16 protein-coding genes are annotated in these 20,993 nt (G+C 72.3%); 6 read left to right on the top strand and 10 right to left on the bottom strand.

The features are described 5' to 3' along the window. Window positions 1-136: 136 nt before the first annotated feature. Window positions 137-1,165: an alpha/beta hydrolase family protein gene (locus tag ACZ6I3_RS06730; RefSeq protein ID WP_469412494.1), complete on the top strand. Its 1,029-nt coding sequence runs from the start codon at window positions 137-139 to the stop codon at window positions 1,163-1,165. A 6-nt stretch (window positions 1,166-1,171) separates the two neighbouring features. Here the strand turns inward: ACZ6I3_RS06730 and ACZ6I3_RS06725 are convergent, their stop codons facing one another. Both ACZ6I3_RS06725 and ACZ6I3_RS06720 read right to left on the bottom strand, forming a co-directional pair. Next, complete coding sequence (locus ACZ6I3_RS06725; RefSeq protein ID WP_469412310.1) at window positions 1,172-2,710, bottom strand: alpha-L-fucosidase; 1,539 nt, start codon at window positions 2,708-2,710, stop codon at window positions 1,172-1,174. A gap of 12 nt (window positions 2,711-2,722) precedes the next feature. After that, the gene (locus ACZ6I3_RS06720) at window positions 2,723-4,573 is read right to left on the bottom strand and encodes a family 20 glycosylhydrolase (RefSeq protein WP_469412309.1); all 1,851 of its coding nucleotides are present in this window, start codon (window positions 4,571-4,573) and stop codon (window positions 2,723-2,725) included. Between the two features lie 226 nt (window positions 4,574-4,799). Between ACZ6I3_RS06720 and ACZ6I3_RS06715 the strand changes: the two genes are divergently transcribed. Then, window positions 4,800-6,143, top strand: a complete 1,344-nt coding sequence (locus tag ACZ6I3_RS06715) for an amidase (protein ID WP_469412307.1) — start codon at window positions 4,800-4,802, stop codon at window positions 6,141-6,143. A 208-nt stretch (window positions 6,144-6,351) separates the two neighbouring features. Continuing rightward, window positions 6,352-6,774: a VOC family protein gene (locus ACZ6I3_RS06710; RefSeq protein ID WP_469412305.1), complete on the top strand. Its 423-nt coding sequence runs from the start codon at window positions 6,352-6,354 to the stop codon at window positions 6,772-6,774. 134 nt (window positions 6,775-6,908) lie between these two features. On the opposite strand, the gene ACZ6I3_RS06705 is transcribed toward ACZ6I3_RS06710, so the two are convergent. Next, the gene (locus ACZ6I3_RS06705; protein WP_189722517.1) at window positions 6,909-7,082 is read right to left on the bottom strand and encodes a hypothetical protein; all 174 of its coding nucleotides are present in this window, start codon (window positions 7,080-7,082) and stop codon (window positions 6,909-6,911) included. A gap of 456 nt (window positions 7,083-7,538) precedes the next feature. Between ACZ6I3_RS06705 and ACZ6I3_RS06700 the strand changes: the two genes are divergently transcribed. Together ACZ6I3_RS06700 and ACZ6I3_RS06695 are read left to right on the top strand one after the other, a co-directional pair. Then, the gene (locus ACZ6I3_RS06700) at window positions 7,539-7,988 is read left to right on the top strand and encodes a hypothetical protein (RefSeq protein ID WP_469412303.1); all 450 of its coding nucleotides are present in this window, start codon (window positions 7,539-7,541) and stop codon (window positions 7,986-7,988) included. Window positions 7,989-8,016: 28 nt separating this feature from the next. Then, window positions 8,017-8,796 (top strand): SDR family oxidoreductase, encoded by a 780-nt coding sequence (locus ACZ6I3_RS06695; protein ID WP_469412491.1) that lies wholly within the window; start codon window positions 8,017-8,019, stop codon window positions 8,794-8,796. A 57-nt stretch (window positions 8,797-8,853) separates the two neighbouring features. On the opposite strand, the gene ACZ6I3_RS06690 is transcribed toward ACZ6I3_RS06695, so the two are convergent. From ACZ6I3_RS06690 to ACZ6I3_RS06665, 6 genes are all read right to left on the bottom strand, one after another. After that, the gene (locus ACZ6I3_RS06690) at window positions 8,854-10,356 is read right to left on the bottom strand and encodes an SDR family NAD(P)-dependent oxidoreductase (RefSeq protein ID WP_469412302.1); all 1,503 of its coding nucleotides are present in this window, start codon (window positions 10,354-10,356) and stop codon (window positions 8,854-8,856) included. A 105-nt stretch (window positions 10,357-10,461) separates the two neighbouring features. Next, entirely contained in the window at window positions 10,462-11,805 is a 1,344-nt protein-coding gene (locus ACZ6I3_RS06685) for a wax ester/triacylglycerol synthase family O-acyltransferase (protein ID WP_469412300.1), read from the bottom strand. Between the two features lie 145 nt (window positions 11,806-11,950). Next, the gene (locus tag ACZ6I3_RS06680; RefSeq protein WP_469412298.1) at window positions 11,951-14,569 is read right to left on the bottom strand and encodes a PA14 domain-containing protein; all 2,619 of its coding nucleotides are present in this window, start codon (window positions 14,567-14,569) and stop codon (window positions 11,951-11,953) included. Window positions 14,570-14,671: 102 nt separating this feature from the next. Further along, window positions 14,672-15,892, bottom strand: coding sequence for a glucose-1-phosphate adenylyltransferase (gene glgC, locus ACZ6I3_RS06675; RefSeq protein ID WP_469412296.1), 1,221 nt, complete (start codon window positions 15,890-15,892; stop codon window positions 14,672-14,674). A gap of 51 nt (window positions 15,893-15,943) precedes the next feature. Continuing rightward, the gene (gene glgA / locus ACZ6I3_RS06670; protein ID WP_469412294.1) at window positions 15,944-17,095 is read right to left on the bottom strand and encodes a glycogen synthase; all 1,152 of its coding nucleotides are present in this window, start codon (window positions 17,093-17,095) and stop codon (window positions 15,944-15,946) included. Window positions 17,096-17,134: 39 nt separating this feature from the next. After that, on the bottom strand, window positions 17,135-17,893 hold the full coding sequence (locus tag ACZ6I3_RS06665; protein WP_469412293.1) for a (2Fe-2S)-binding protein: 759 nt from the start codon (window positions 17,891-17,893) through the stop codon (window positions 17,135-17,137). Window positions 17,894-18,103: 210 nt separating this feature from the next. Between ACZ6I3_RS06665 and ACZ6I3_RS06660 the strand changes: the two genes are divergently transcribed. Continuing rightward, the gene (locus ACZ6I3_RS06660; RefSeq protein WP_469412291.1) at window positions 18,104-19,750 is read left to right on the top strand and encodes a DMT family transporter; all 1,647 of its coding nucleotides are present in this window, start codon (window positions 18,104-18,106) and stop codon (window positions 19,748-19,750) included. Here ACZ6I3_RS06660 and ACZ6I3_RS06655 read toward each other — a convergent pair. Continuing rightward, a complete protein-coding gene (locus ACZ6I3_RS06655) occupies window positions 19,740-20,963 on the bottom strand; it encodes a transglycosylase family protein (RefSeq protein WP_469412289.1) in 1,224 nt (407 codons plus the stop codon). The genes ACZ6I3_RS06660 and ACZ6I3_RS06655 overlap by 11 nt on opposite strands. Between the last annotated feature and the right edge of the window lie 30 nt (window positions 20,964-20,993).

The raw sequence follows: 20,993 nt of genomic DNA, 5'->3' as shown, positions 1-20,993 counted from the left end.
TAGGGGGGGGGGGGGGGGGGGGGGGGGGGGGGGGGGGGGGGGGGGGGGGGGGGGGGGGGGGGGGTGGCGCGCCCCCCCCCCCCCCCCCCCCCCCCGGGCCGCACGGACCTGCCCTGCTGGGCCCGGCGGAGTCACAATGGACCGTATGCGAGTGCGGCGCACCGCCTGGGCCGCCGCCGGGCTGCTGCTGACCGTCGCGGTCGGCTGCACCGGCGGTGGGGACGAGAGCGCGCCCGAGACCGCTCCCGCCACGAGCGAGCAACCTCGCGGTACACCCTCCCCCACCCCCACCCCGGCCGACCCCGTCTCCCTCCCCGCCCTGATGCGGCGCGAGCACACCGGCTCCGGACTGCGTCTCGGGGCCGTGCTCGACCGGACCTCCGCCTACACCCGGTACGCCGTCACCTACGAGGCGAACGGCCTGACGATCTCGGGGATCATGAACATCCCGGAGGGTGAGGGTCCCTTCCCGGCGCTGGTGCTGGCGCACGGGTACATCGACCCGGACGCCTACTTCAGCGGCCAGGGCATGCCACGTGAGCAGGACCGCCTGGCCCGCGACGGCAATGTCGTCCTGCACACCGACTACCGCAACCACGCCCGCTCCGACAAGGACCCCGACAACGACGTGAACCTGCGGCTCGGCTACACCGAGGACGTCATCGGCGCCGCCCTGGCCCTGCGCGACTCGGGGCGTCCGGAGATCGACGGCGACCGCCTCGGCCTGTTCGGCCGGTCGATGGGCGGCGGGGTCGTGTACAACACGCTGGTCGTGGCGCCCGGTCTGTTCGACGCGGCTGTGGCGTACGCGCCGGTGAGTGCCCGCCCGCAGGAGAACATCGACCACTTCCAGCGGCCCGACGGCGACCCGCTCGTGGCCGAGATCGAGGAGAAGCACGGCACCCCCGAGGAGGACCCGGACTTCTGGCGCGGCGTCTCGCCCCTCACCTACGCCGACCGCGTGTCCGAACCCCTGCTGATCCAGCACGGCACCGCGGACGACACCTGCCCCCTCGCCTGGTCACGGGAGGTCTCCGCCACGTTCGAGGAGGCCGGCAAGGACGTCGAGCTCCGTACCGTCACCGGCGAGGGGCACACGTTCGGGCCCCGGTGGGCAGCCGAGATGGACGTCACCGAGGCCTTCTTCGCACGCCACCTGCGCTGAGCCCGTTCAGACCCGGGACCGGTACAGCCCGAACTCCGCGATCCGTACGGCCCCTCGCGCCCCGGTCACCCGCACCCGCCACCGCCGGGCCCGCACGGCGCCGGGCAGCAGCAGGATCCGGCTCGCTCCGACGACCCCCGCCCGGGCCACCTCCCTCCAGCCGCCGTCGCGGTACGCCTCCACCACGAAACTCTCCACCTGCTGGCCGTACCGGATGTCCTCCGCCAGCCGGACCCGGTCCGCCTCCCGCTCCTGGCCTAGGTCGACGGTGACCCGGCCCGGCGAGGTGCTGGTCCGGGCACCGTGCGCCAGGTCCTCGGGCAGCTCGCGGTCGATCCGGTCGCGGAACTCCCGCAGGCGCGTGACATCGGCGGCGGGCAGCAACCCGTCGGTGTCCGGCGGGATGTTGAGGAGCAGCACGGAGTTCCGGCCGACGGAGCGGAAGTAGATGTCCGTCAGCTGATCGACGCTCTTGGGCCGCTGGTCGGCGTGGTAGAACCAGCCGTCCCGGATCGACACGTCGCACTCGGCGGGCCACCACTGGAGGTAGTCGGCGACCGGCCGGGCGGCGACCAGGGCGTCCCGGCTGCCCATGTCGGGGGCGTCGTAGGAGAGGGCGTAGTCGGTCCGCCCGTAGTCCTTCTCCTGGACGGGGACGACGCTCCACTCGTCCTGCCGGGCCAGCCCGCCCTCGTTGCCGACCCAGCGGACGTCCGGCCCGGTCACGGCGACGACGGCGTCCGGGGCGAGGGAGCGCACGAGGCTGTACCAGCTGTCCCAGTCGTACTTCTCGACCTTGTCCGGCGGGATGTGCCCCTGGGCCCCGTCGAACCACACCTCGTCGACCGGGCCGTACTCGGTGAGCACCTCGTAGAGCTGGTTGAGCATATGGGCGCCGTAGTCGGTGGCGGGGAGCGTGTACGAGCGCGGCGGGGTGCGGTCGTCGCCGTCGACGAGGGTGGGGACGGTGCGGTCGGCTCGGGCGCTGCCGTTGGCGTACACGCCGTGCAGGTACTGGTTCTCGTCGGCGGGCGAGATGTAGACGCCGACCTTGAGGCCGTGGCGTCGCATGGAGTCGGCGAAGTCGCGCAGGACGTCACCCCGGCCGTCGCGCCAGCTGCTCGACGCCACTGTGTGGCCGGTGTAGCGGGAGGGGTAGAGGACGAATCCGTCGTGGTGCTTGACGGTGAGGATGGCCAGCTTGAAGCCGCCGTCGCGCAGGACGCGGGCCCACTGGTCGGTGTCGAGGCCGATGGGCCGGAAGACGTCGGGGTCCTCGTCGCCGGTGCCCCATTCCAGGCCGGTGAAGGTGTTCACGCCGAAGTGCAGGAAGGCGGTGCGCTCCAGGCGCTGCCAGGCGATCTGCCCTGGGGTGGGGCGCACTTGGGAGGCCTTGCGGACCAGGTCCTCCGGGCTGTCGTCGGGTCCGACGGGGATGCGGCCGCGACGGGGATCCGGCGGGGCCGCCGGTGCGGGTGCCGTCATGCCGGCGGTCGCGGCGAGGACTGCGGCTGATGCGACGAACACGCGTCGGGACACGGCCATGGCGACGACTCCTCAGGTCAGATGCCAGACGGCGGGGGTGCGCTGATCGGGCGGGTACTGCGCGAGCCGGCCGTCGTCCGTCACGCTCACCGTCATCCGGGTGATCGCGTTGACGAGCCGGTGGCCGCCTCCGCCGGCCGGCTCCAGTGCCCAGCGCTGGAGGGTGCCGGCGGGATCGCAGGCCTGCGGCGTCACCTCGACGCCCGGCTGGAGGGGCACGTTGAGCGTGAGTTTCCCGCCCCGCACCTCCAGGCAGCCGTCCTGGGTCCGCAGGGTGACGTAGCCGTCGGCCGTGCGCCGGACGGCGGCGGTGAACGACCGGCCGGAGGTCCGGAGGGTGTATGTCCCGTCCGGGACCGGCACCCGGGTCAGGTCCCGGAAGCCCGGCGCGTGGCCCACGGCCGTACCGCGCGCGGTGAACCCGTCGTACCTGGCGTCCGGATGCGGATCGCCCCAGGTGGCCTGCGCGATGTGCCGCAGGGCGGGCCACAGGGCGACGGCGACCTCGTTCTCGGTCTCCCCGCGGCCGTTGTCGGGCCAGAGGCTGATCTTCGCGCCGGTGATGCCTTCGCTGGAGGTGAGTTTCTCGCCCTCGAAGCCGCGCGGGTCCCAGCTCTGGTCGTACAGCGCCTCGGTGTCGGAGTGGAAGCCGCCGCGGACGAGGTAGAGCGCGTAGGCCGCGTTCATCAACGGGTAGCCCCCGGCGATGAGTTCGCTCGGCTTGACCGCGACGTTCAGCCAGTGCTCGACCGTCGTACCGGCCGCGACCGGCACGGTGTTGGCGCCGGTGAGCCCGTCGTTCCAGATGCGCAGCCGCTTGCCCTGGGAGGCCGCGTAGGCGTGGACGCGGTTGACGAAGTCGACGAACGCGTCCTGGGGTGTGGCGTCGGGGCCGTATCTCTCCCGCGCGTACGTGAGGACCTGCGGATACTTGGCGAAGTCGGAGCCGAGCATGTACTCGTCGGCGCCCATGTGCCAGTCCAGTCCGGGGAAGACCTCGGCGTACTCGTCCATCAGGCTCTTGTAGTAGGCGAAGGCCTCGGGCCGGGTGATGTCCAGCCGGGACGGCTGCCTGGCTCCGTCCGTGTCGGTGAGCTGGAGGTCGGGGCGGTTCTCTATCCACGGGTCCATATGGCCCGGGGAGTTGATCTCGGGAATGATCTCGACGTGGTACTTCTCGCCGAGCGCGACCAGCCGGCGGATCTCGTCCTTGGTGTAGTAGCCCCAGGTGTTGGCCTCGGGGTGGGCGTCGCTCTTCACCTTCAGTTCGAGGAGCAGCTGGTTGAGCTTGTGGTACGCCATCTCGCGCACCAGGTTCTCCAGCCACGGCAGCGAGACATGGACGTAGCAGGCGCATACGCCGACGCCCCGTTCCTTGTAGCGCGGCACGTCGACGGTGCGTCCGGCGGGGACCCGGTCGCCCTGGGCGAGGAGCTGGAGGAGGGTCCGGGTGCCGTAGAAGGCGCCGGTCTCGGTCGCGCCGGTCACCGACAGCCGTCGGCCCGCGTGGAGTTCGTAGCCCTCCGGGCCGAGCGGGGATCTGCCGGGCCGGATGTCGATGACGATGTCGCCGGCCCGGGCTCCGCCCCCCACGACAGGGACCGTGCCGTGACCGGCCGCCCGGAGGTCGGCGGCGAGGGTACCGGCGACCCGGCGTTCGGCTCCGGTGCCGGCGACCAGGCGCGTGTCCCGGCCGTAGGCGTAACTGCCGGGTTCCGGGGACCAGTCGGTGAGGGCGGGCACCGTGACCGGGGTCCGCGACTCCTCCGCGACCGCGGGTGCCGCGGGTGCCGCCGTGACGAGCAGCGCCAGTGCCGCCAGGACTCCGGTCCACCACGTTCGCCGTCTTCCGCGCTCAGTCATACGGCTCCCCATTCATCGGACGTCTGATCATTGAGCTGGCACCGACAGCTGTCAATGGGGCATGCAGACGTGAAAGTTGAGCCATTGATCGGATGTCCGGGGGCGCACAGGGCGTACCGAGGGGCATTGTCCGGCCGGTGACCTCGACGTGCGCCCCCTGCCGGTGCACAGTTCTCCCTACGTACTCGCCAGTACGCCCGTCCCCCTCCCCTCCGAGGAGTTCTCTGTGACCAGTTGGGCCGGCCGCACCGCCGCCGAGATATCCGCCGCCGTCCGTGAGAAGCGGGTCACCCCTCGTGAGGTGGTCGCCGAGCACCTCGCCCGGATCGAGCGGTTCGACGGCCGGGTCGGGGCGTTCCGCACGGTGCGTGCCGAGGCGGCGCTGGCCGAGGCCGAGGAGGTGGCCGCGCGCGGCGACTTCGCCGAGCTGCCCCTGGCGGGGGTGCCGGTGGCCGTCAAGGACAACCTCGCCGTGCGCGGCGAGTCCCGGCGCGTCGGCTCGGCCGCCACACCCGACACCCCCGCGGCCCAGGACCATGTGACGGTGGCCCGGCTGCGGGCGGCGGGCGCGGTGGTGGTGGGACTGACGAACGTCCCCGAACTGTGCGTCTTCGGCACGACGGACGGCGTGCTGGGCACCTCCCGCAACCCTTGGGACCCGACGCGCTCGGCGGGCGGTTCGTCGGGCGGCAGTGCCGCCGCGGTCGCCGCCGGGCTGGTGCCGATCGCCCTCGGCAACGACGGCATGGGCTCACTGCGCATACCGGCCGCCAACTGCGGCCTCGTCACCATCAAGCCGGGCCACGGAGTGGTCCCGACGGGCGTCGGGGACAGCGACTGGTTCGGCCTGTCGGAGAACGGGCCCCTCGCCACGACCGTCGAGGACGCCCGACTGATGCTCTCGGTCCTCGCCGGCACCGAGCCCGAGCCCCGGTCGAAGCCGAGCGCCCTCCGGGTCGCCGTGTCGCTGCGCAGCCCCCTGGCCGGTGTGACGATCAGCCGGCCGTACACGACGGCTGCCCGGGAGGCGGCCGAGGTGCTGATGAAGGCGGGCCATCAGGTCCGGCGCGCCGACCCGCCCTACCCGATGTCACTCGCCGTGACCTCACTGGTCCACTGGACGGCGGGCACGGCCGCGGACGCCCAGCACCTCGACCGGCGACTGCTCACCCGCCGCACCCGGGTCCACGCCACCCTCGGCCGGTCCTTCGTGGGCACGGCGCGCTCCGGGGCGGGCCGGGAACAACTGCGCCGGCGGCTGGAGCCCTTCTTCGCCGAGTACGACGTGCTGCTCACCCCGGCGCTCGCCCGCCGCTCCCCGAAGGCCGCGCCGTGGCACGAGCGGGGCTGGCTGCGCAATGTGCTGGCGAACACGAACTACTCGCCGCTGACGCCCGCGTGGAACCTGACCGGCTGGCCCGCCATGTCCGTCCCCTGCGGAACCCTCCCCTCCGGCGCCCCCTGCGCCGTACAGCTGGTGGGACGCCCCGGCACGGAGTCCCGACTCCTGTCCCTGGCCGAGCAGTTGGAGGAACGTATCCCGTGGCGGCGTACGGCGCCGGTGAACTAGAGTCGGCCGGGTGACTGCCGGGTCGGCCGTAGGCCATGCACGAGTGAGGCGCCCGGCCTCGGCATGAGCGCGGCGGGGGTGACCCCGCCCGGGCCCGTCCGAGAGCCGGTGAGGGCACGAGCCCCGCCTCTCGTCTCCGTTTCCCCGTCCCGCGCGCCGCTGCGGCGCGCTTCACCACGGATACCGAAACCCGGAGACGAACCCACTCATGTCCCACGCACAGCACACGCCGCCCGCCCTGCCGACCACCGGCGCCCACCTCAACCACATCGTGGTGTTCGCCTCGCGCCGCCAGCTGTCGGCGGATTTCCTGGCGGCCGTCCTGGACCTGGAGGTCGGTGCGCCCTTCGGGCCGTTCCTGCCGGTCGACCTGGGCAACGGCGTGACCCTCGACTACTACGAGAAGCGGGACGAGCCGATCCAGCCCCAGCACTACGCGTTCCTCGTACCCGAGGAGCGGTTCGACGCCATGATCGGCCGCCTGGAGGCGCTCGGGGTCGCCTACTACGCCGACCCGAGTCACACCGAACCCGGCCGCGTCAACGACCTCTTCGGCGGACGGGGCGCCTACTTCGACGACCCGGACGGCCACAACATGGAGATCATGACCCGCCCGTACGTCCGTCCCTGATGCGTCCGTGACGACATAGACCCGTTTCACCGGATTCATCGACAGGACCCGGGCCTCCTCCTCGGAGGTACCCGGGTCCCATGCGGCAGGTCTCGCCCGCGGCGACTATGTGGTGCGAGGGGGTGTGCCCTTGGTCAGTCGACGCTGGGCAGGATGTGGGGCTCTGCGAGGTCCTCCTCGTAGCCCGCGAGGCGGATCGGGGCCGACCGGGCCCACACGTCAAGGCTGCCGAGCTCGTCGGCCCGCCGGCCGGCGCGCTCGCCGCGTTCCTTGGGGCGCTGATCTCGATTCGTCTTCTCCGGTGTCACCGCGCACTCCTTATGTGTCGGTCACCCTCGGGACGCACGCGCCGGTCCTGCTGCGCCTGACGCCCGTATGGGTCTCATGTCAAAAGCAGTTCGGACGCGGTGGCGCCGGTCGACTCACGGGAGAGCAGGCGGTGGTGAACCGGCGTGTCCCATGACGGACCGTGGGTGTGGGTAGGACCCCGTACTGCTGTCCGTCCGGAACAGATTAACCAAATGAGCGGGCCCCCGCTCGATGGGGCTGAAAACGACCGGTAACAATCGCGCGTCATCCAGTGTTCAACTCGGGTTTAGAGGACGATTTGTTCACTTAAGGGCGATTCGAGTACCACCCGAACGGCGTACAAGGGCGTAGACGCTTTCGACACGGTTACGCAGTTCAAGTGCCGTTGGCTGAGTCGAAAGCTCGCCATGATCTGCTGCCGCACGGCAACGGCTGTCTCGCAGGAGGACTGACGCATGGAGCTGCGCAGCGTCGAGGAGCTGATGGATCTTCTGTACACCTGCCGGGGCACCAGGGACGCCCCGGACCACGACCGCCCGCCGGTCGACCTCCACGACCACGCGCTGCGGACCGCCGCGCTGCTGCGCCGCGGCCGCCCGGCCGACAAGGAACTGCAAGTGGCGGGCCTGGTGCAGCCCGTCGGCGGACTGCTGTGGCCCGGCGATCCGGCCGCGCGCGCCGACCACGCGGCCCACGCGGTGCGCGCCCTGCTCGGCGAGCGGGTCTCCCGGCTCGTACGCCGGTGCCCTCGCCGGGACGCCGTCGCCGACGACGACCTCCTCACCCTGCGCCAGGCGAGCGAGGAGGGCCGCACGGCCGGGTTCGACGCCGGGGTCCTGGAGGACTGGCGCACGGTGCTGGACCTCCTGGCGGCGCGCAACTCCCGTCTCGGGGCTGTCGACTGACGGCTCGTCATGAGACCGTACGCCGATGGTGTCGTCGTCGTACGGGCTGAAGGGCAGAGCCGCCGTGATCACGGGGGCGACGCGCGGGATCGGGCTGGCCGTCGCCCGGCACCTGGTGAACGCCGGGGCGCTGGTGTGCGTGAGCGCGCGAGACGCCGACGAGGTACGGCGCACCGCCGAGGAACTGGGCGGCATCGGGCTCGCGGGCGGTGTCGCCGACCCCGGCCATCCCCGGCGCCTGACCGAGCTGGCCCTGCGCGAGTTCGGCCGCCTCGACATCCTGGTCAACAACGCGGCGACCAACCAGCCGTACGGGCCGCTCATGGACGTCGCCCCCGAAGCCTGGAGCGAGGCCTTCGCCGTCAACGTCGAGGCACCGCTGCGGCTCGTCCAGTGCGCGTGGCGGGCGTGGATGTCGGAACACGGCGGCACGGTGGTCAACGTGTGCACGGAGGGCGCCGGACACGTCGGCCCGAACGTGGGCGCGTACGGCACGAGCAAGGCGGCCTTGCTGCATCTGACCCAGCAGCTGGCGGGTGAGCTGGGGCCCCGGGTACGGGTGAACTCCGTCTCCCCCGGCCTGGTTCGCACCGAGATGGCCCGGTTCGTATGGGAACCGGGCGAGCGTGAGGTGGCGGCCGGGCTCCCGCTGGGGCGGATCGGGGAGCCGGAGGACGTCGCCCGGGCGGTGGTGTGGCTGGCGTCGGACGCGGCGGAGTGGGTGACCGGCGCGGACCTGGTGGTGGACGGGGGTACCCGAGCAAGGGCAGCGCGCACCCCGGCCTTTCAGGGGCGCGGGGCTGTATGAATTTGCGGCTCCGCCGCGTGGGCGCGACTAGCCACACTCAACCCGCGGACACATCCCCTACCACTTCCCAGGTGCGTAATCCTTCAAGAACACCCCGTACAGATCCTCCCCCGCCTCACCCCGCACGATCGGGTCGTACACACGCGCCGCCCCGTCGACAAGGTCAAGCGGCGCATGGAACCCGGCCTCCGCAAGCCGCAGCTTGTCGTAGTGGGGCCGCTCGTCCGTGATCCACCCCGTGTCGACCGAGGTCATCAGAATCCCGTCGGCCTGGAACATCTCCTGCGCACTGGTCCGCGTCACCATGTTCATCGCGGCCTTCGCGGCGTTCGTGTTCGGATGCCCCGCACCCTTGTACCCGCGCCCGAAGACACCTTCCATCGCCGAGACGTTCACGACGTACGCCCGCCCGCTCGCCGCCTTCTTCGCGGCTTCGGCCATCGCGGGACGCAAGGCGCTGATCAGGATGAACGGTGACGTGTAGTTGCAGAGCTGGGTCTCCAGCAGCTCCACCGGGGAGATCTGGTCGATCGTCTGCACCCAGGTGTTGGAGTCGACGACGTCGGGGACCAGACCGCCCGCGTCGATCGCAGTGCCGTCGAGGTGCCGCTCGACACTGGCGTTGCCCGCGACCAGGGCGAGGTCGGCGACCTTCTGCGCGTCGAGGCCGCTGGTGCCGAGCGGCAGCGCGGCGAGGCCGTCGACCGCGCCGGAGTTGAAGGCTCCGATGACGTGGTGGGCGGGGAGTTCCCCGGCGGGCAGCGGGGCGCTCTCGCCGTCGACCAGGGCGGCGTAGGCGGCGGGCAGCCGGCGCACGGTCTGCGTCGCGTTGTTGACGAGGATGTCGAGGGGGCCGGCGTCGGCGACCTGCTCGGCGAGGGCCACGGCCTGCGCCGGGTCGCGCAGGTCGATGCCGACGACCTCCAGGCGGTGTATCCAGTCCGCGGAGTCGTCCATCGCCTTGAAGCGGCGGATGGCGTCCTTCGGGAAGCGCGTGGTGATCGTGGTGTGCGCGCCGTCGCGCAGCAGCCGGAGCGCGATGTACATGCCGATCTTGGCGCGGCCGCCGGTGAGCAGGGCGCGCTTGCCGGTGAGGTCGGCGCGGACGTCGCGCTTCTCGCGGTTCACGCGGGCGCAGTCGGGACAGAGCTGGTGGTAGAAGTAGTCGACTTCCACGTACCGGGCCTTGCAGGTGTAGCAGGAGCGCGGGCGCTGGAGTATCCCCGCGATCCTGCCCTCGTCGGTGGTCGAGGAGGGCAGCAGTCCCTCGGTCTCGTCGTCGATGCGCTGGGCGGAGCCGGTCGCCGTGGCCTCCGTGACCGCCTTGTCGTGGGCGGTCTTGGCGGCCCGGCGCTCCTGGCGGCGGCGCTGCTTGACCGTGCGGTAGACGCCCGCGGTGGCCCGGCGCACGGCGACCGCGTCCGGGTGGTCGACCTCCAGCTTGTCGAGTTCCTCGAGCACGCTGAGGCAGACGGCGAGACGCTCCGGGTCGATGCCGGGTCCGTACGAGAGCCCGCTCGCCTCGTCCATGGCCTGCGGGCCGTCCTCTGTCACCGTCATCGCCGCTGTCGTTCCCTGCTCTGCCGTCGCGGCGCGCCGGTCGCGCCCGCATTCGAAGGGCGAATTTTACGGAGCACCGGGCCGGACCGCCAAACTCGCCCCTTTTCAGGACTCGCAGGCGGTGATCAGCGTCTGCACCTCCTCGGCGATGGCGGCCGCGAACAGGTCGAGATCGGGGACGGCCTCGGCGTCGGCGACGAGCCCGTAGTGGACGCTGCCCCGGTACGTGGAGACCGCCACCGCCAGGGAGTGGCCGGGGGGCAGCGGGGCGAAGGGGAACACGGCGGTGAGCGGGTGGCCGCCGAGTTTCAGGCCGAGGCTGGGCAGGGGCACGCTGGTCACCAGGATGTCGAACCAGAGCCGTGCCGCCTGGCCGACCAGCGGGCCGCCGAGCCGGTGGGCGAGGGCGGGGACGTGGTCGGCGAGCAGGGCGACGGCGCCCGCGCCCCGGTTGGGGCCGGCGTCCTTGTTGCGGTCCATGGCGGTACGGACCGAGGCCAGGCGCGCCAGCGGGTCCGCATCGTCCACCGGAAGCCGTATCAGGTAGCCGGAGAGCCGGTTGCCCTGGGGGCAGGCGGTGCGGGGGCGGCGCTTGGAGACGGGGATCAGGGCGCGGGGCGCCACGCCCTCGCTGCCGTCGCCGCGCTCGTCGAGCCAGCGGCGCAGGGCGCCCGCGACGACGGCGATCAGCACGTCGTTGACGGTGCCGCCGACGGTCTTGCGGACGCGGTGCACGTCGTCGAGGTCGAGCATTACTCCGGCGGTGCGACGGGTCCCGCTCGGCTCGCAGGTGAGCGCGGGGGTGGAGCGCACGTCGAGGGAGGAGCGGGCGACGGAGGCGCCGATGTCCAGGGCCCGGGACACGTCGGACAGGGCGCCGCGCAGCAGTCCGGGCAGGTCGCGCACGTCCGGCAGCAGCGGGCGCGGGGCCGCGGCGGGGCGGGGCCGGGGCGCCGGCAGGTCCATCGGGTCCATGAGGCCCGCGGCGAGGGTCAGTGCCCGGAGCCCGTCGGCCAGTGCGTGGTGGAACTTGAACAGCACCGCGAAGGAGTCCCCGTCCTCGCCGGGCAGCACATGGGCCTCCCAGGGCGGCCGGCCGCGCTCCAGCGGACGCCCCATGAGCCGGCCCGCCGTCGCGTGGAAGTCGGCGGTCGGGGCGTGCAGCCGCACATGGTGCTGGGCGTCGAAGTCCGGGTCGGCTTCCCGGGCCGCGCCGCCGAAGGCGTGCGGCCGGCGCAGGGCCGAGGGCAGCGGCTGCCACACGTCGCGGATGCGCATGCGCAGTCCGGGGACGCCGGCGGCACGGGCCGCGAGCAGGTCCGCGGCGTGGGCGCCCGCGGCCGGCGAGTGGGCCGGGAAGGTCCCGAGCGCCCCGAGGTGCATCGGGTGCTCGGCGGACTCGAGGTTCCAGAACGCCAGGTCGAGAGGAGCGAGCAGGTCAGCAGTCAAGGGCTTGCCTCGCGTCGACGACGGGGTGGGTCAGCAGTCAACCGCCCCCAGCCGATTACGGTCAAGTACGATCAGTCTACGTACAGTTAACAGCAGATTAAGTCCCGCCCCGGCGAGAGGGGCGGGACTTATGGTGCATGTGATGTCAGTCCAGCACAGGTTGCGCCGCCGGGCACCCCGTGGGAGTCACCCGGGAGGCGTCACGGATCAACGCCTCGTGCGCGGCCTTGAGGCGGGCCGTGTCCGGTTTCAGTACCGCCCGGTCGTACGTCAGGAAGCCGTTCAGCTCACCCTCGACGTCCGCGATCTGGGTGTACACGGCACCGTTGCTGCCCCGGCAGACCAGGGCCCGGACCTCGTCGAGCTTGGTCAGATAGTCCTCGGTGTAGGTGGCCGGGTCGACGTCGACGTACGACTGCTGCACCGACCAGGCATGGCCGGGTACCGCCAGCCCGAGGCCGCCGTACTCGCCGCTGACCAGGGCACGCTCACCGTCCGGGCGCGGTGGCAGGGCCGGGCTGGGGTAGCCGTGCTCGTCCATGAGGTCGCCGGTGCCGCCGTCGGCGCCGAGGTTCAGCCCGGACTGGCCGTTGACCAGCCGGGTGGGGTCCCAGGCCTTGGCCTGCTCGGCGACCCGGCCCACGTCGTACTGGCCCCAGCCCTCGTTGAAGGTCACCCACATGACGACCGACGGGCTGCTGATGTGCTCGTCGATCATCTCCTTCAGCTCGCGCTCGTACCGCGCGCGGGAGGACGCGTTCGGGTTCACCCCGGCCGTCATCGCGGGCATGTCCTGCCACACCAGCAGCCCGAGCCGGTCGGCCCAGTAGAACCAGCGGTCCGGCTCGACCTTGATGTGCTTGCGGACGGAGTTGAAGCCGAGCCGCTTGTGCGCCTTCAGGTCGTAGGCCAGGGCCTCGTCGGTGGGCGCGGTATGCAGGCCGTCCGGCCAGAAGCCCTGGTCGAGGGTGGCCATCATGAAGACCGGCTCGCCGTTGAGGACCGTGCGCGGAACGCCGTTCACCTTCTCGACGGCGATGGAGCGCATCCCGAAGTAGCTGCCGACCCGGTCGGCGCCGACCCTCACCTTGAGCTTGTAGAGGAAGGGGTCGTCGGGGGACCACAGATGCGGGTCGCGCACGGTCAGGGTCAGCGGGCTGCCGGTACGGCCGCTCGCGGTGGCCACCTCGCGCTTCCCGTCGTAGGCCGTCGCGGTGATCGGTACGCCGTCCCGGACGCCCCGGGCCTGGACGGTGAGCTTCTCGCCGGCCACGTCCGGGGTGAGCTCGAGGGAGTCCGCGTGGTCGCGGGCCACCGGCTCCATCCAGACCGTCTGCCAGATGCCGGAGGACGGGGTGTACCAGATGCCGCTGGGGTCCAGGCGCTGCTTGCCGAGCGGCGGGTTCTCGCCGGACGCCGCGTCGGTGGGGTCGTAGACGCCGACGATGAGTTCCTGGGTGCGGCCGGGCTTCAGCGCGTCGGTGATGTCGGCCGTGAACTTGTCGTAGCCGCCCTCGTGCTCGGCCACCTTGGCGCCGTTGACGTACACCTCCGAGCGCCAGTCGACGCCGCCGAAGTTGAGCTTGAGCCGCTTGCCGGAGCCGATGTCCCAGTCGCGCGGGACCGTGAAGGTGCGGCGGTACCACATGCGGTCCTCGTGCCGTTCGATGCCGGAGAGCCGGGACTCCACCGGATACGGGACGAGGATGCGCTCCTTCAGGTTCTTGCCGACGGGCGGCTGCTCGCCGGCCTCGGCGGCGGCGAACTGCCAGCGGCCGTTGAGATTGCGCCAGGCGTCCCGGGTGAGCTGCGGGCGCGGGTACTCGGGGTGGGCGTTGTCCGGCCCGACCTCGTCGGCCCAGCGGGTGCTCAGCTGGTGCGTCGAGCGGTTGGGGCCGCTGCTCCAGAACTCCTTGACAACGTTGCCTTCGGTGTCGGAGAGACCGCCCTGACCGTCGTAGCGGATGTCGGCGGTGCCGCGGGCCGTGCCGGTCTTGTTGCCGACGACCGGCTCGTCGAGGGCGACCAGGAGGGACGTGGGGTCGGACGGGTCCGGTCGCGCCGCGCCCAGGGGCCACTCGGCGCCGCCGATCACCGCCTTGAGGTGGTCGGTGAAGCCGGCTGGGGGTGCGGTCAGGGGCTGGGCGAAGTCCAGCTTGAGCGTGCGGCCGGTGGCCTGGACCGTGGCCGCGAGGGCTCCGTCGTAGTCGAAGCCGTCGGGAAGGCGGAACGCCGACTGCGGGACAGGCTCCTTGCCGCCGCCGGGCCGGGTCCAGCGGAGGTGGAGGTTGGAGCCGCCGTAGTGCTCGAAGTACTCGACCTTGATGTCGTAGGCCTTGCCCGCGGTCAGGTCGACCGGCTGGGCCGTCTGTTCGCGGTCCCAGTCGTCCACCCAGTGGTCGATGACGGGCTTTCCGTCGATCCAGAGGCGGAAGCCGTTGTCGCCGATGACCGAGAACGTGTGGGCGCCGGTCTTCTCCGGGACGATCTTTCCGGTCCAGCGGACGCTGACGTCGTCCGACCGGCCGGTGGTGAAGTTCAGGCGCGGCTCCAGGTTGTCGAAGTCGAGGTCCTGGTCGAAGGTCGTCGCCTTGAGGGTGTGGAAGTCGAAGGCGCCGGGGGCGGAGTGCGTGTAGTACTCGCCCTTGAGGCCGTAGATCTCGGCGGGGTCGTCCGCCAGGGCGGGGGCCGCGGTCAGGCCGGTGAGGGCGAGGAACGCGGCGAGCAGTAACGCGAGCCGGTTTCTGAGGGGTCCGGTACGCACGGAACCTCCGTTTACAACGATGTCATGTGCGGGCGCAGGCATGACAACACGGATTCCGTTCTTCGTCCAGAGGCAGGACAAAGTCCCCGGCCCGGGTCGGGGTCAGGTGACCAACTGGTCCTTTCCCAGGGCGATCACGCCGCCCTTGGACACCGTGTACAGCTCGGCGTCCCGCTCCGGGTTGACGCCGATCGTCGCGCCCGGCGGCACCTCGACGTTCTTGTCGAGGACGGCGCCGCGCACCACCGCGCCCCGGCCGATGTGCACGTTGTCGTGCAGCACGGAGCCCTGTACGACGGCGCCCGGGTCCACCACGACACCCGGCGACAGCACGGACCGCGTGACCTGGCCACGCACGAGGCAGCCCGCGCTGATGATGGACTCGCTGGCGATGCCGCCGGCGTTGAAGCGGGCCGGCGAGAGCTGGTACGAGTGCGTGTAGATGGGCCAGCTGCGGTTGTACAGGTTGAAGGCGGGACGCTCGGCGATCAGGTCCATGTGGGCCTCGTAGTAGGCGTCCAGTGTGCCGACATCCCGCCAGTAGCCCTGGTCGCGGGTGGTCTCGCCGGGCACGTGGTTGGCGCTGAAGTCGTACAGCGCGGCCTCGCCCCGGTCGGTGAGCTGGGGCAGGATCGAGCCGCCCATGTCGTGCACGGAGGCCTCGTCCTCCGCGTCCCGCCGCAGCGCCTCGATGAGGGCCTTGGTGGTGAAGATGTAGTTGCCCATGGAGGCGAAGACCATGTCGGGGTCGTCCGGCAGGCCGGGCGGATCCGTCGGCTTCTCCAGGAAGCGCTCCACCGTCTGGCCGTCCGAGCCCGGCGTGATCACGCCGAACGACGAGGACTCGGTGCGCGGCACCCGGATCCCGGCCACCGTCACGCCCGCACCGCTGTCGATGTGCTGGGCGAGCATCTGGCGGGGGTCCATACGGTAGACGTGGTCGGCGCCGAAGACGGCGACGTACTCGGGCTGCTCGTCGTAGACGAGGTTCAGCGACTGCAGGATCGCGTCGGCGCTGCCCAGGTACCAGCGCGGGCCGAGGCGCTGCTGGGCGGGCACGGGGGTGACGTAGTTGCCGAGCAGGTTGGACATCCGCCAGGTGGTGGTGATGTGCCGGTCCAGCGAGTGCGACTTGTACTGCGTCAGGACGCAGATGCGCAGGATGTCGCCGTTGACGAGGTTGGACAGCACGAAGTCGACCAGGCGGTAGGTGCCGCCGAAGGTGACCGCTGGTTTGGCACGGTCCGCGGTGAGCGGCATCAGGCGTTTGCCCTCGCCGCCGGCCAGCACGATTCCCAGGACCGAAGGACCACCACGCCGCATGGCCGCTCCCCTCACGCCGATTTCCCGATGCCTGCCCCTGTGCGGGACGCGCTATGCCTGTTTCAGGATCTCCTCGTAGAGCCGGACCGTGCGGCGGGCCACCGCGTCCCAGCCGAACTCACCGACCGCTCGCTCCCGCCCGGCCTCGCCCATCCGCCGGGCCCTCTCCTGGTCGCCCAGGACGCTGTCCATGGCCCGGGCGAGACCCGCCTCGAAGTCGTCACCGGCCGGGACGAGCAGGCCGGTGACACCGTCGTCCACGACCTCGGGGATGCCGCCGACCGCCGAGGCCACCACGGGCGTGCCGCAGGCCATCGCCTCCAGGTTCACGATGCCGAGCGGCTCGTACACCGAGGGGCAGACGAACAGCGCGGCGTGCGTGAGGAGCTGGATCACCTCCGGGCGCGGCAGCATCCTCGGGATCCAGAACACGCCGTCGCGGACGCTGCTCAGCTCCCCGAACAGCTCGCGGAACTCCTGGTCGATCTCCGGCGTGTCCGGTGCTCCCGCGCACAGCACGACCTGCGCGGCCGGGTCGATGTCCCGCACCGCGCGCAGCAGGTGGGGCACGCCCTTCTGCCGGGTGATACGGCCGACGAACAGCACGTACGGGCGGGAGCGGTCGAGTCCGATCCGGTCCAGGGCGTCCGTGCCGTGGTCCGGCCGGTAGAGGGCGGTGTCGATGCCGTTGTGCACGACGTGGACCCGCTCCGGGTCCAGTGCGGGGTAGCAGCCGAGGATGTCCTCGCGCATGGCCCCGGACACGGCGACCACCGCGTCGGCGGCCTCGATCGCAGTGCGTTCGGCCCAGCTGGACAGCTCGTAGCCGCCGCCGAGCTGCTCGGCCTTCCAGGGGCGCAGCGGCTCCAGGGAGTGGGCGGTCATCACGTGTGGGATGCCGTACAGCAGCTTGGCGAGGTGGCCGCCGAGGTTGGCGTACCAGGTGTGGGAGTGGACCAGCTCGCGGCCCTCCAGGGCGGCGGCCATGGCGAGGTCCACGGAGAAGGTGCGCAGCGCGTCGTTGGCGCCGTCGAGCGTGGACCAGGGCCGGTGGCGCCGCACACCGTAGGCGCGGCCCTCGCCCCAGCAGTGCACGTCCAGGTCGACCAGGTCTCTGAGCTCCCGGGCGAGGAACTCCACATGGACGCCCGCACCGCCGTACACATCCGGCGGGTACTCCCGGGTCAGCAGTCCCACTCGCACCCGCAACTCCCTGCTCTCAGCGGCCGTTCCCCTTCATGGTCACCCAGATGGGGCGTGTGGGGAAGAGCGGGGCGGCGTCGTGAAGCAACAGTCGCCGCAGACGCCCCCGCCGGGCACCCGGTAGTACAGACAGCAGCTGCGGCGCCGGAAGGCGGTGCCGGTGAGGGTTCCGGTGCCGGCGAGCAGGGGGTGCGCGAGGAGTTCGGCGGCCAGGGAGCGGGCCCGGGCGGCGGTGTCCGCACGGTCGTGCCGCCGGGCCCAGCGGTCGAGTTCGCGGGCGGCGCCCGCCAGCGCGGAGGCGGCGTTCCCGCGCAGCAGGCCGGGGGCGAGGCGGTGGTGGGCGCGCAGGGCCGCGGCCAGGGGTTCGAGGTGGCCGTCGAGGACGGTGTCCGCGAGCGTCGCCGCGCCCGCCCCGGGGAGCGGCCGTACGTCCCTGAGCCACAGGTCGTCGGGGGCGCTGGCGTCGGCGTCCCAGTGCAGCAGCCGGGCGTCGAGGTCGGGGACGCTGCCGTAGAGGACGGCGCAGCCGAGCGCGACCGACCAGAGGCGGGCCGCGAGGCCGAGGTGGGCCACGGACGCGGCGACGCGCAACTCCGGGGCGTGGAGGGCTCCGGCCACCTTGCGGACGCGAAAAATCAGGGGATTTCCGTACTCGTCCGGTGACGTTTCGCGGTAGGCCTGTGCGAGAGTGGGAAGAGGCCTGGCCGCCGCTCCTTCCGTGCGCAGCACGAAGAAGCCGCCGAGCGGGCGGAGTGCGGCGAGGTCGGGGTCGAGGTCCACGAAGACCAGTAGTACCAAGGCCCCTAGGGGACGCGACCCGGTGGCCCCCGACCGTGGTCACCCGCCTTGGGGATGATGGTGCTCCCCTCGTACTCCATCGGCAGTAGGACCCAATGAGTGCTCAGGGACGACGACGGGAAGACCTGGACACGGCAGGGTGTTGGTCATGAAAGCCGACCTTTCGCCGCGCCGGGCTGAATGCCCCCGCCTCACGCAGAGGAGCAGCCGATGAGCGCCCTCGCGTTGTCCGTCCTGCTCTCCCTCGTTTCCGCCGTCGCGTACGCGGGCGGGGCGATCGTGCAGGAGCGGGTGGCGGAGTCCTCGCCGGGCGAGGAGTACGCGCCGCTGCGCCGGCCGGGCTGGTGGGCGGCGGTCGGGCTCAACGGTCTCGGCGGAGTGCTGCACGTGGTGGCGCTGGCGTACGGTCCGCTGAGCCTGGTGCAGCCGCTGGGCGCGCTGACCATCGTGGTGGCCCTGCCGATGGCGGCGCTGTTCGTCGGCCGCAAGGCGGGTGCCACGGCCTGGCGGGGCGCGATCATGGCGACGGTGGGACTGGCCGGTCTGCTGTCCCTGGTCGCCGCGTCCGACGCGCGGTCGCTGGATACGGCCCAGCGGGTGGCCGTGGCCGTCGTGACCGCCGCTGCGGTCGTGGCGCTGATGATCGCCGCCCGGGCCGCGCACCGGCACCCGGCGGTCCGCAGCATGCTGCTGGCGACGGCGTCCGGTATCGCGTTCGGAATGTCCTCGGTGTTCACCAAGACCGTGGCGGTCGACTGGACCGGCGGTGTGTCGGCGGCCGACGTGCCCTCGCTCGCCGTGATCGGCGTTCTCGCCACGGCCGGCATGCTGCTGTCGCAGGCCGCGTACCGGGGCGCCGGGCTCACGGCCCCGCTGGCCACGCTGACGGTCGTGAACCCGGTGGTGGCGGCCGCGGTCGGCATCACGATGTTCGGAGAATCCTTCCGCTACGGCACGACGGGCACGGCGCTCGCCCTGAGCTGTGGCGTGGTGGCGGCGGGCGGTCTGATCCTGCTGACGACGGAGCGGCTCGCGCAGGGCCGGCCGGAGGAGAGCGCGGCGGGGACGGGGCCGAAGGTCGCCGGTACGGGTCTGGTTCCCGTCGACACGGGCCTCGGGGCATCGGGGACGGTGCCCGAGCCCGCCCGGAGCGGACGGGGCCGGCCGGAGCCGGTGGGTGCCGGGGCCTCGTCCGGGTCCGTGTCCCAGGGGTCAGGTGATTCGGCTGTGACGGTCGACGGCCGGGCCGGAAGCGGGAGTGCGCCGCGCGAGACGGTGAGGGCGTCGCCCGTCGGTGCGGGCACCCTGAGCGGCGTCGCGCCCGGGACCGAGGGGGCGTCGCCTGCCACGGTGGGCAGCTTGGCCGGGGCCGTGAACGCCTCGCCGGAGCCCGCGAGCGCCCCGCCGGCGGCCGTTGGCGCGACGGCCACGGCCGTGAGTGTGCGGCCCGAGACGCTGGGCGTCGGGGCGGTGAACCCCTCGCCGGAGGCCCGGAGCACCGCGCCGGGGATCGGCGTCCTGCCCGAGACCGTGGGCGCGCCGCCCGTAGCCGTGGGGGTGCTGCCCGTAGCCAGGGGCGTGATCCCCGAGCCGCTCGGCGTGGGAGCGCCGAGCGCGGGGACGGGCGACCGTGGCGGGGCCGGTCGCGGCCGGTCCGGGGACGAACCGTTGCCCGTGCCCCGGCCCCTGACCGCCGAGGAGCCCGAGGCCGCCCCGGACATCCCGTACGAGAGCGGGGAATTGCCGGTGTCCTCAGGCCCCGGCGAACGCCGCAGGCTCTCCTACGTGCCCTTCTACGGCATCCCGTACGTCCCGCTGCCCACGGTCGACCGGCACCGCACACGCGTCAGATCGTGACGCCGCCGGCCCTGAGATAGGCCACCGGGTCGACGTCCGTACCGAAGCCGGGCCCCGTCCGCACCTCGAAGTGCAGATGCGGGCCCGAGCTGTTGCCGGTGGAGCCGGAGCGGCCGAGGCGCTGGCCGGCGGTCACCGTCTGCCCGTCCCGCACGGAGATCGCCGACAGGTGGGCGTACTGGCTGTAGCGGCCGTCGGCGTGCCGGACCACGACCTGATAGCCGAAGGAGCCGCCCCAGCCCGCGCTGACGACGCTGCCCGCCGCGACCGACCTGATGGACGTGCCCGTGGGCACGGGGAAGTCGACGCCGGTGTGGTAGCCCTTCGACCAGGACGAGCCCGCCTTGCGGTAGGGCGTTCCCAGGGAGCCGCTGACGGGGGCGACGAGGCCCTGCCGGGCGGTCGACCGTCCGGCGCGGTCCTTGCTCTCGTCCTTGACGCGCTCCTTGGCGTGTTCCTTCGCACGGTCCGGCTTCTTGGGTGACGGGGCCGGCTTCGCGGACGGGGCCGGCTTGGCCGCGGGGCGCGTCTTCGTGGCGCCCTCACCCTGCAGCGCGAGCCGCTGACCGGGCACGATCAGGTCGGGGTCGGCTCCTATGGCCGAGCGGTTGGCGGCGTACAGACCCCGCCAGCCGCCCCGGACCTCCTGGTCGGACGCGATACCGGAGAGGGTGTCGCCCCGGACCACGGTGTACATCTCGGCGTTGCCCGCCCGGGACTGCGGCGTGGACTGCGGCCGCACGTCCTCGATGGAGGTTCCGGGCTTCTTCCGGGCGTCCTTCTTCCCGTCCTTCTTCGCGCTCCCGGAGGCCGGCCGGATGTCGGGCTCGCCTCCGCCCCGGGTCAGTCCGGCCCGTTTCGAGCAGACCGGCCAGGCGCCCGGGCCCTGCCCGTCGAGCACCTTCTCGGCGACGGCGATCTGCTGGTCCTTGGTGGCCAGGTCCGCGCGTCCCGCGTAGGTCCGGCCGCCGTACGCCTCCCAGGTGGACTGGGTGAACTGCAGACCGCCGTAGAACCCGTTGCCGGTGTTGATGCTCCAGTTGCTGGTGGACTCGCAGGCGGCGACCTTGTTCCAGGTGTCCACGTCCGCCGCCTGGGCGGCGGACGTGCCCATGAACGGCAGTGCCATGCCCGCGCCGCCCGCCGTGACGGTGAGTGAGGCGCGGTTGATCCTGTTCGGCTGATACCGGCGGTGCCGGCCGCGTACGGCCATCGGGTGCCCCCCCTAGACATGCGTCAGGAG

The sequence above is a fragment of the Streptomyces sp. NPDC041940 genome, assembly GCF_055589465.1.
This window is presented reverse-complemented; position numbering and strand designations above follow the sequence as displayed.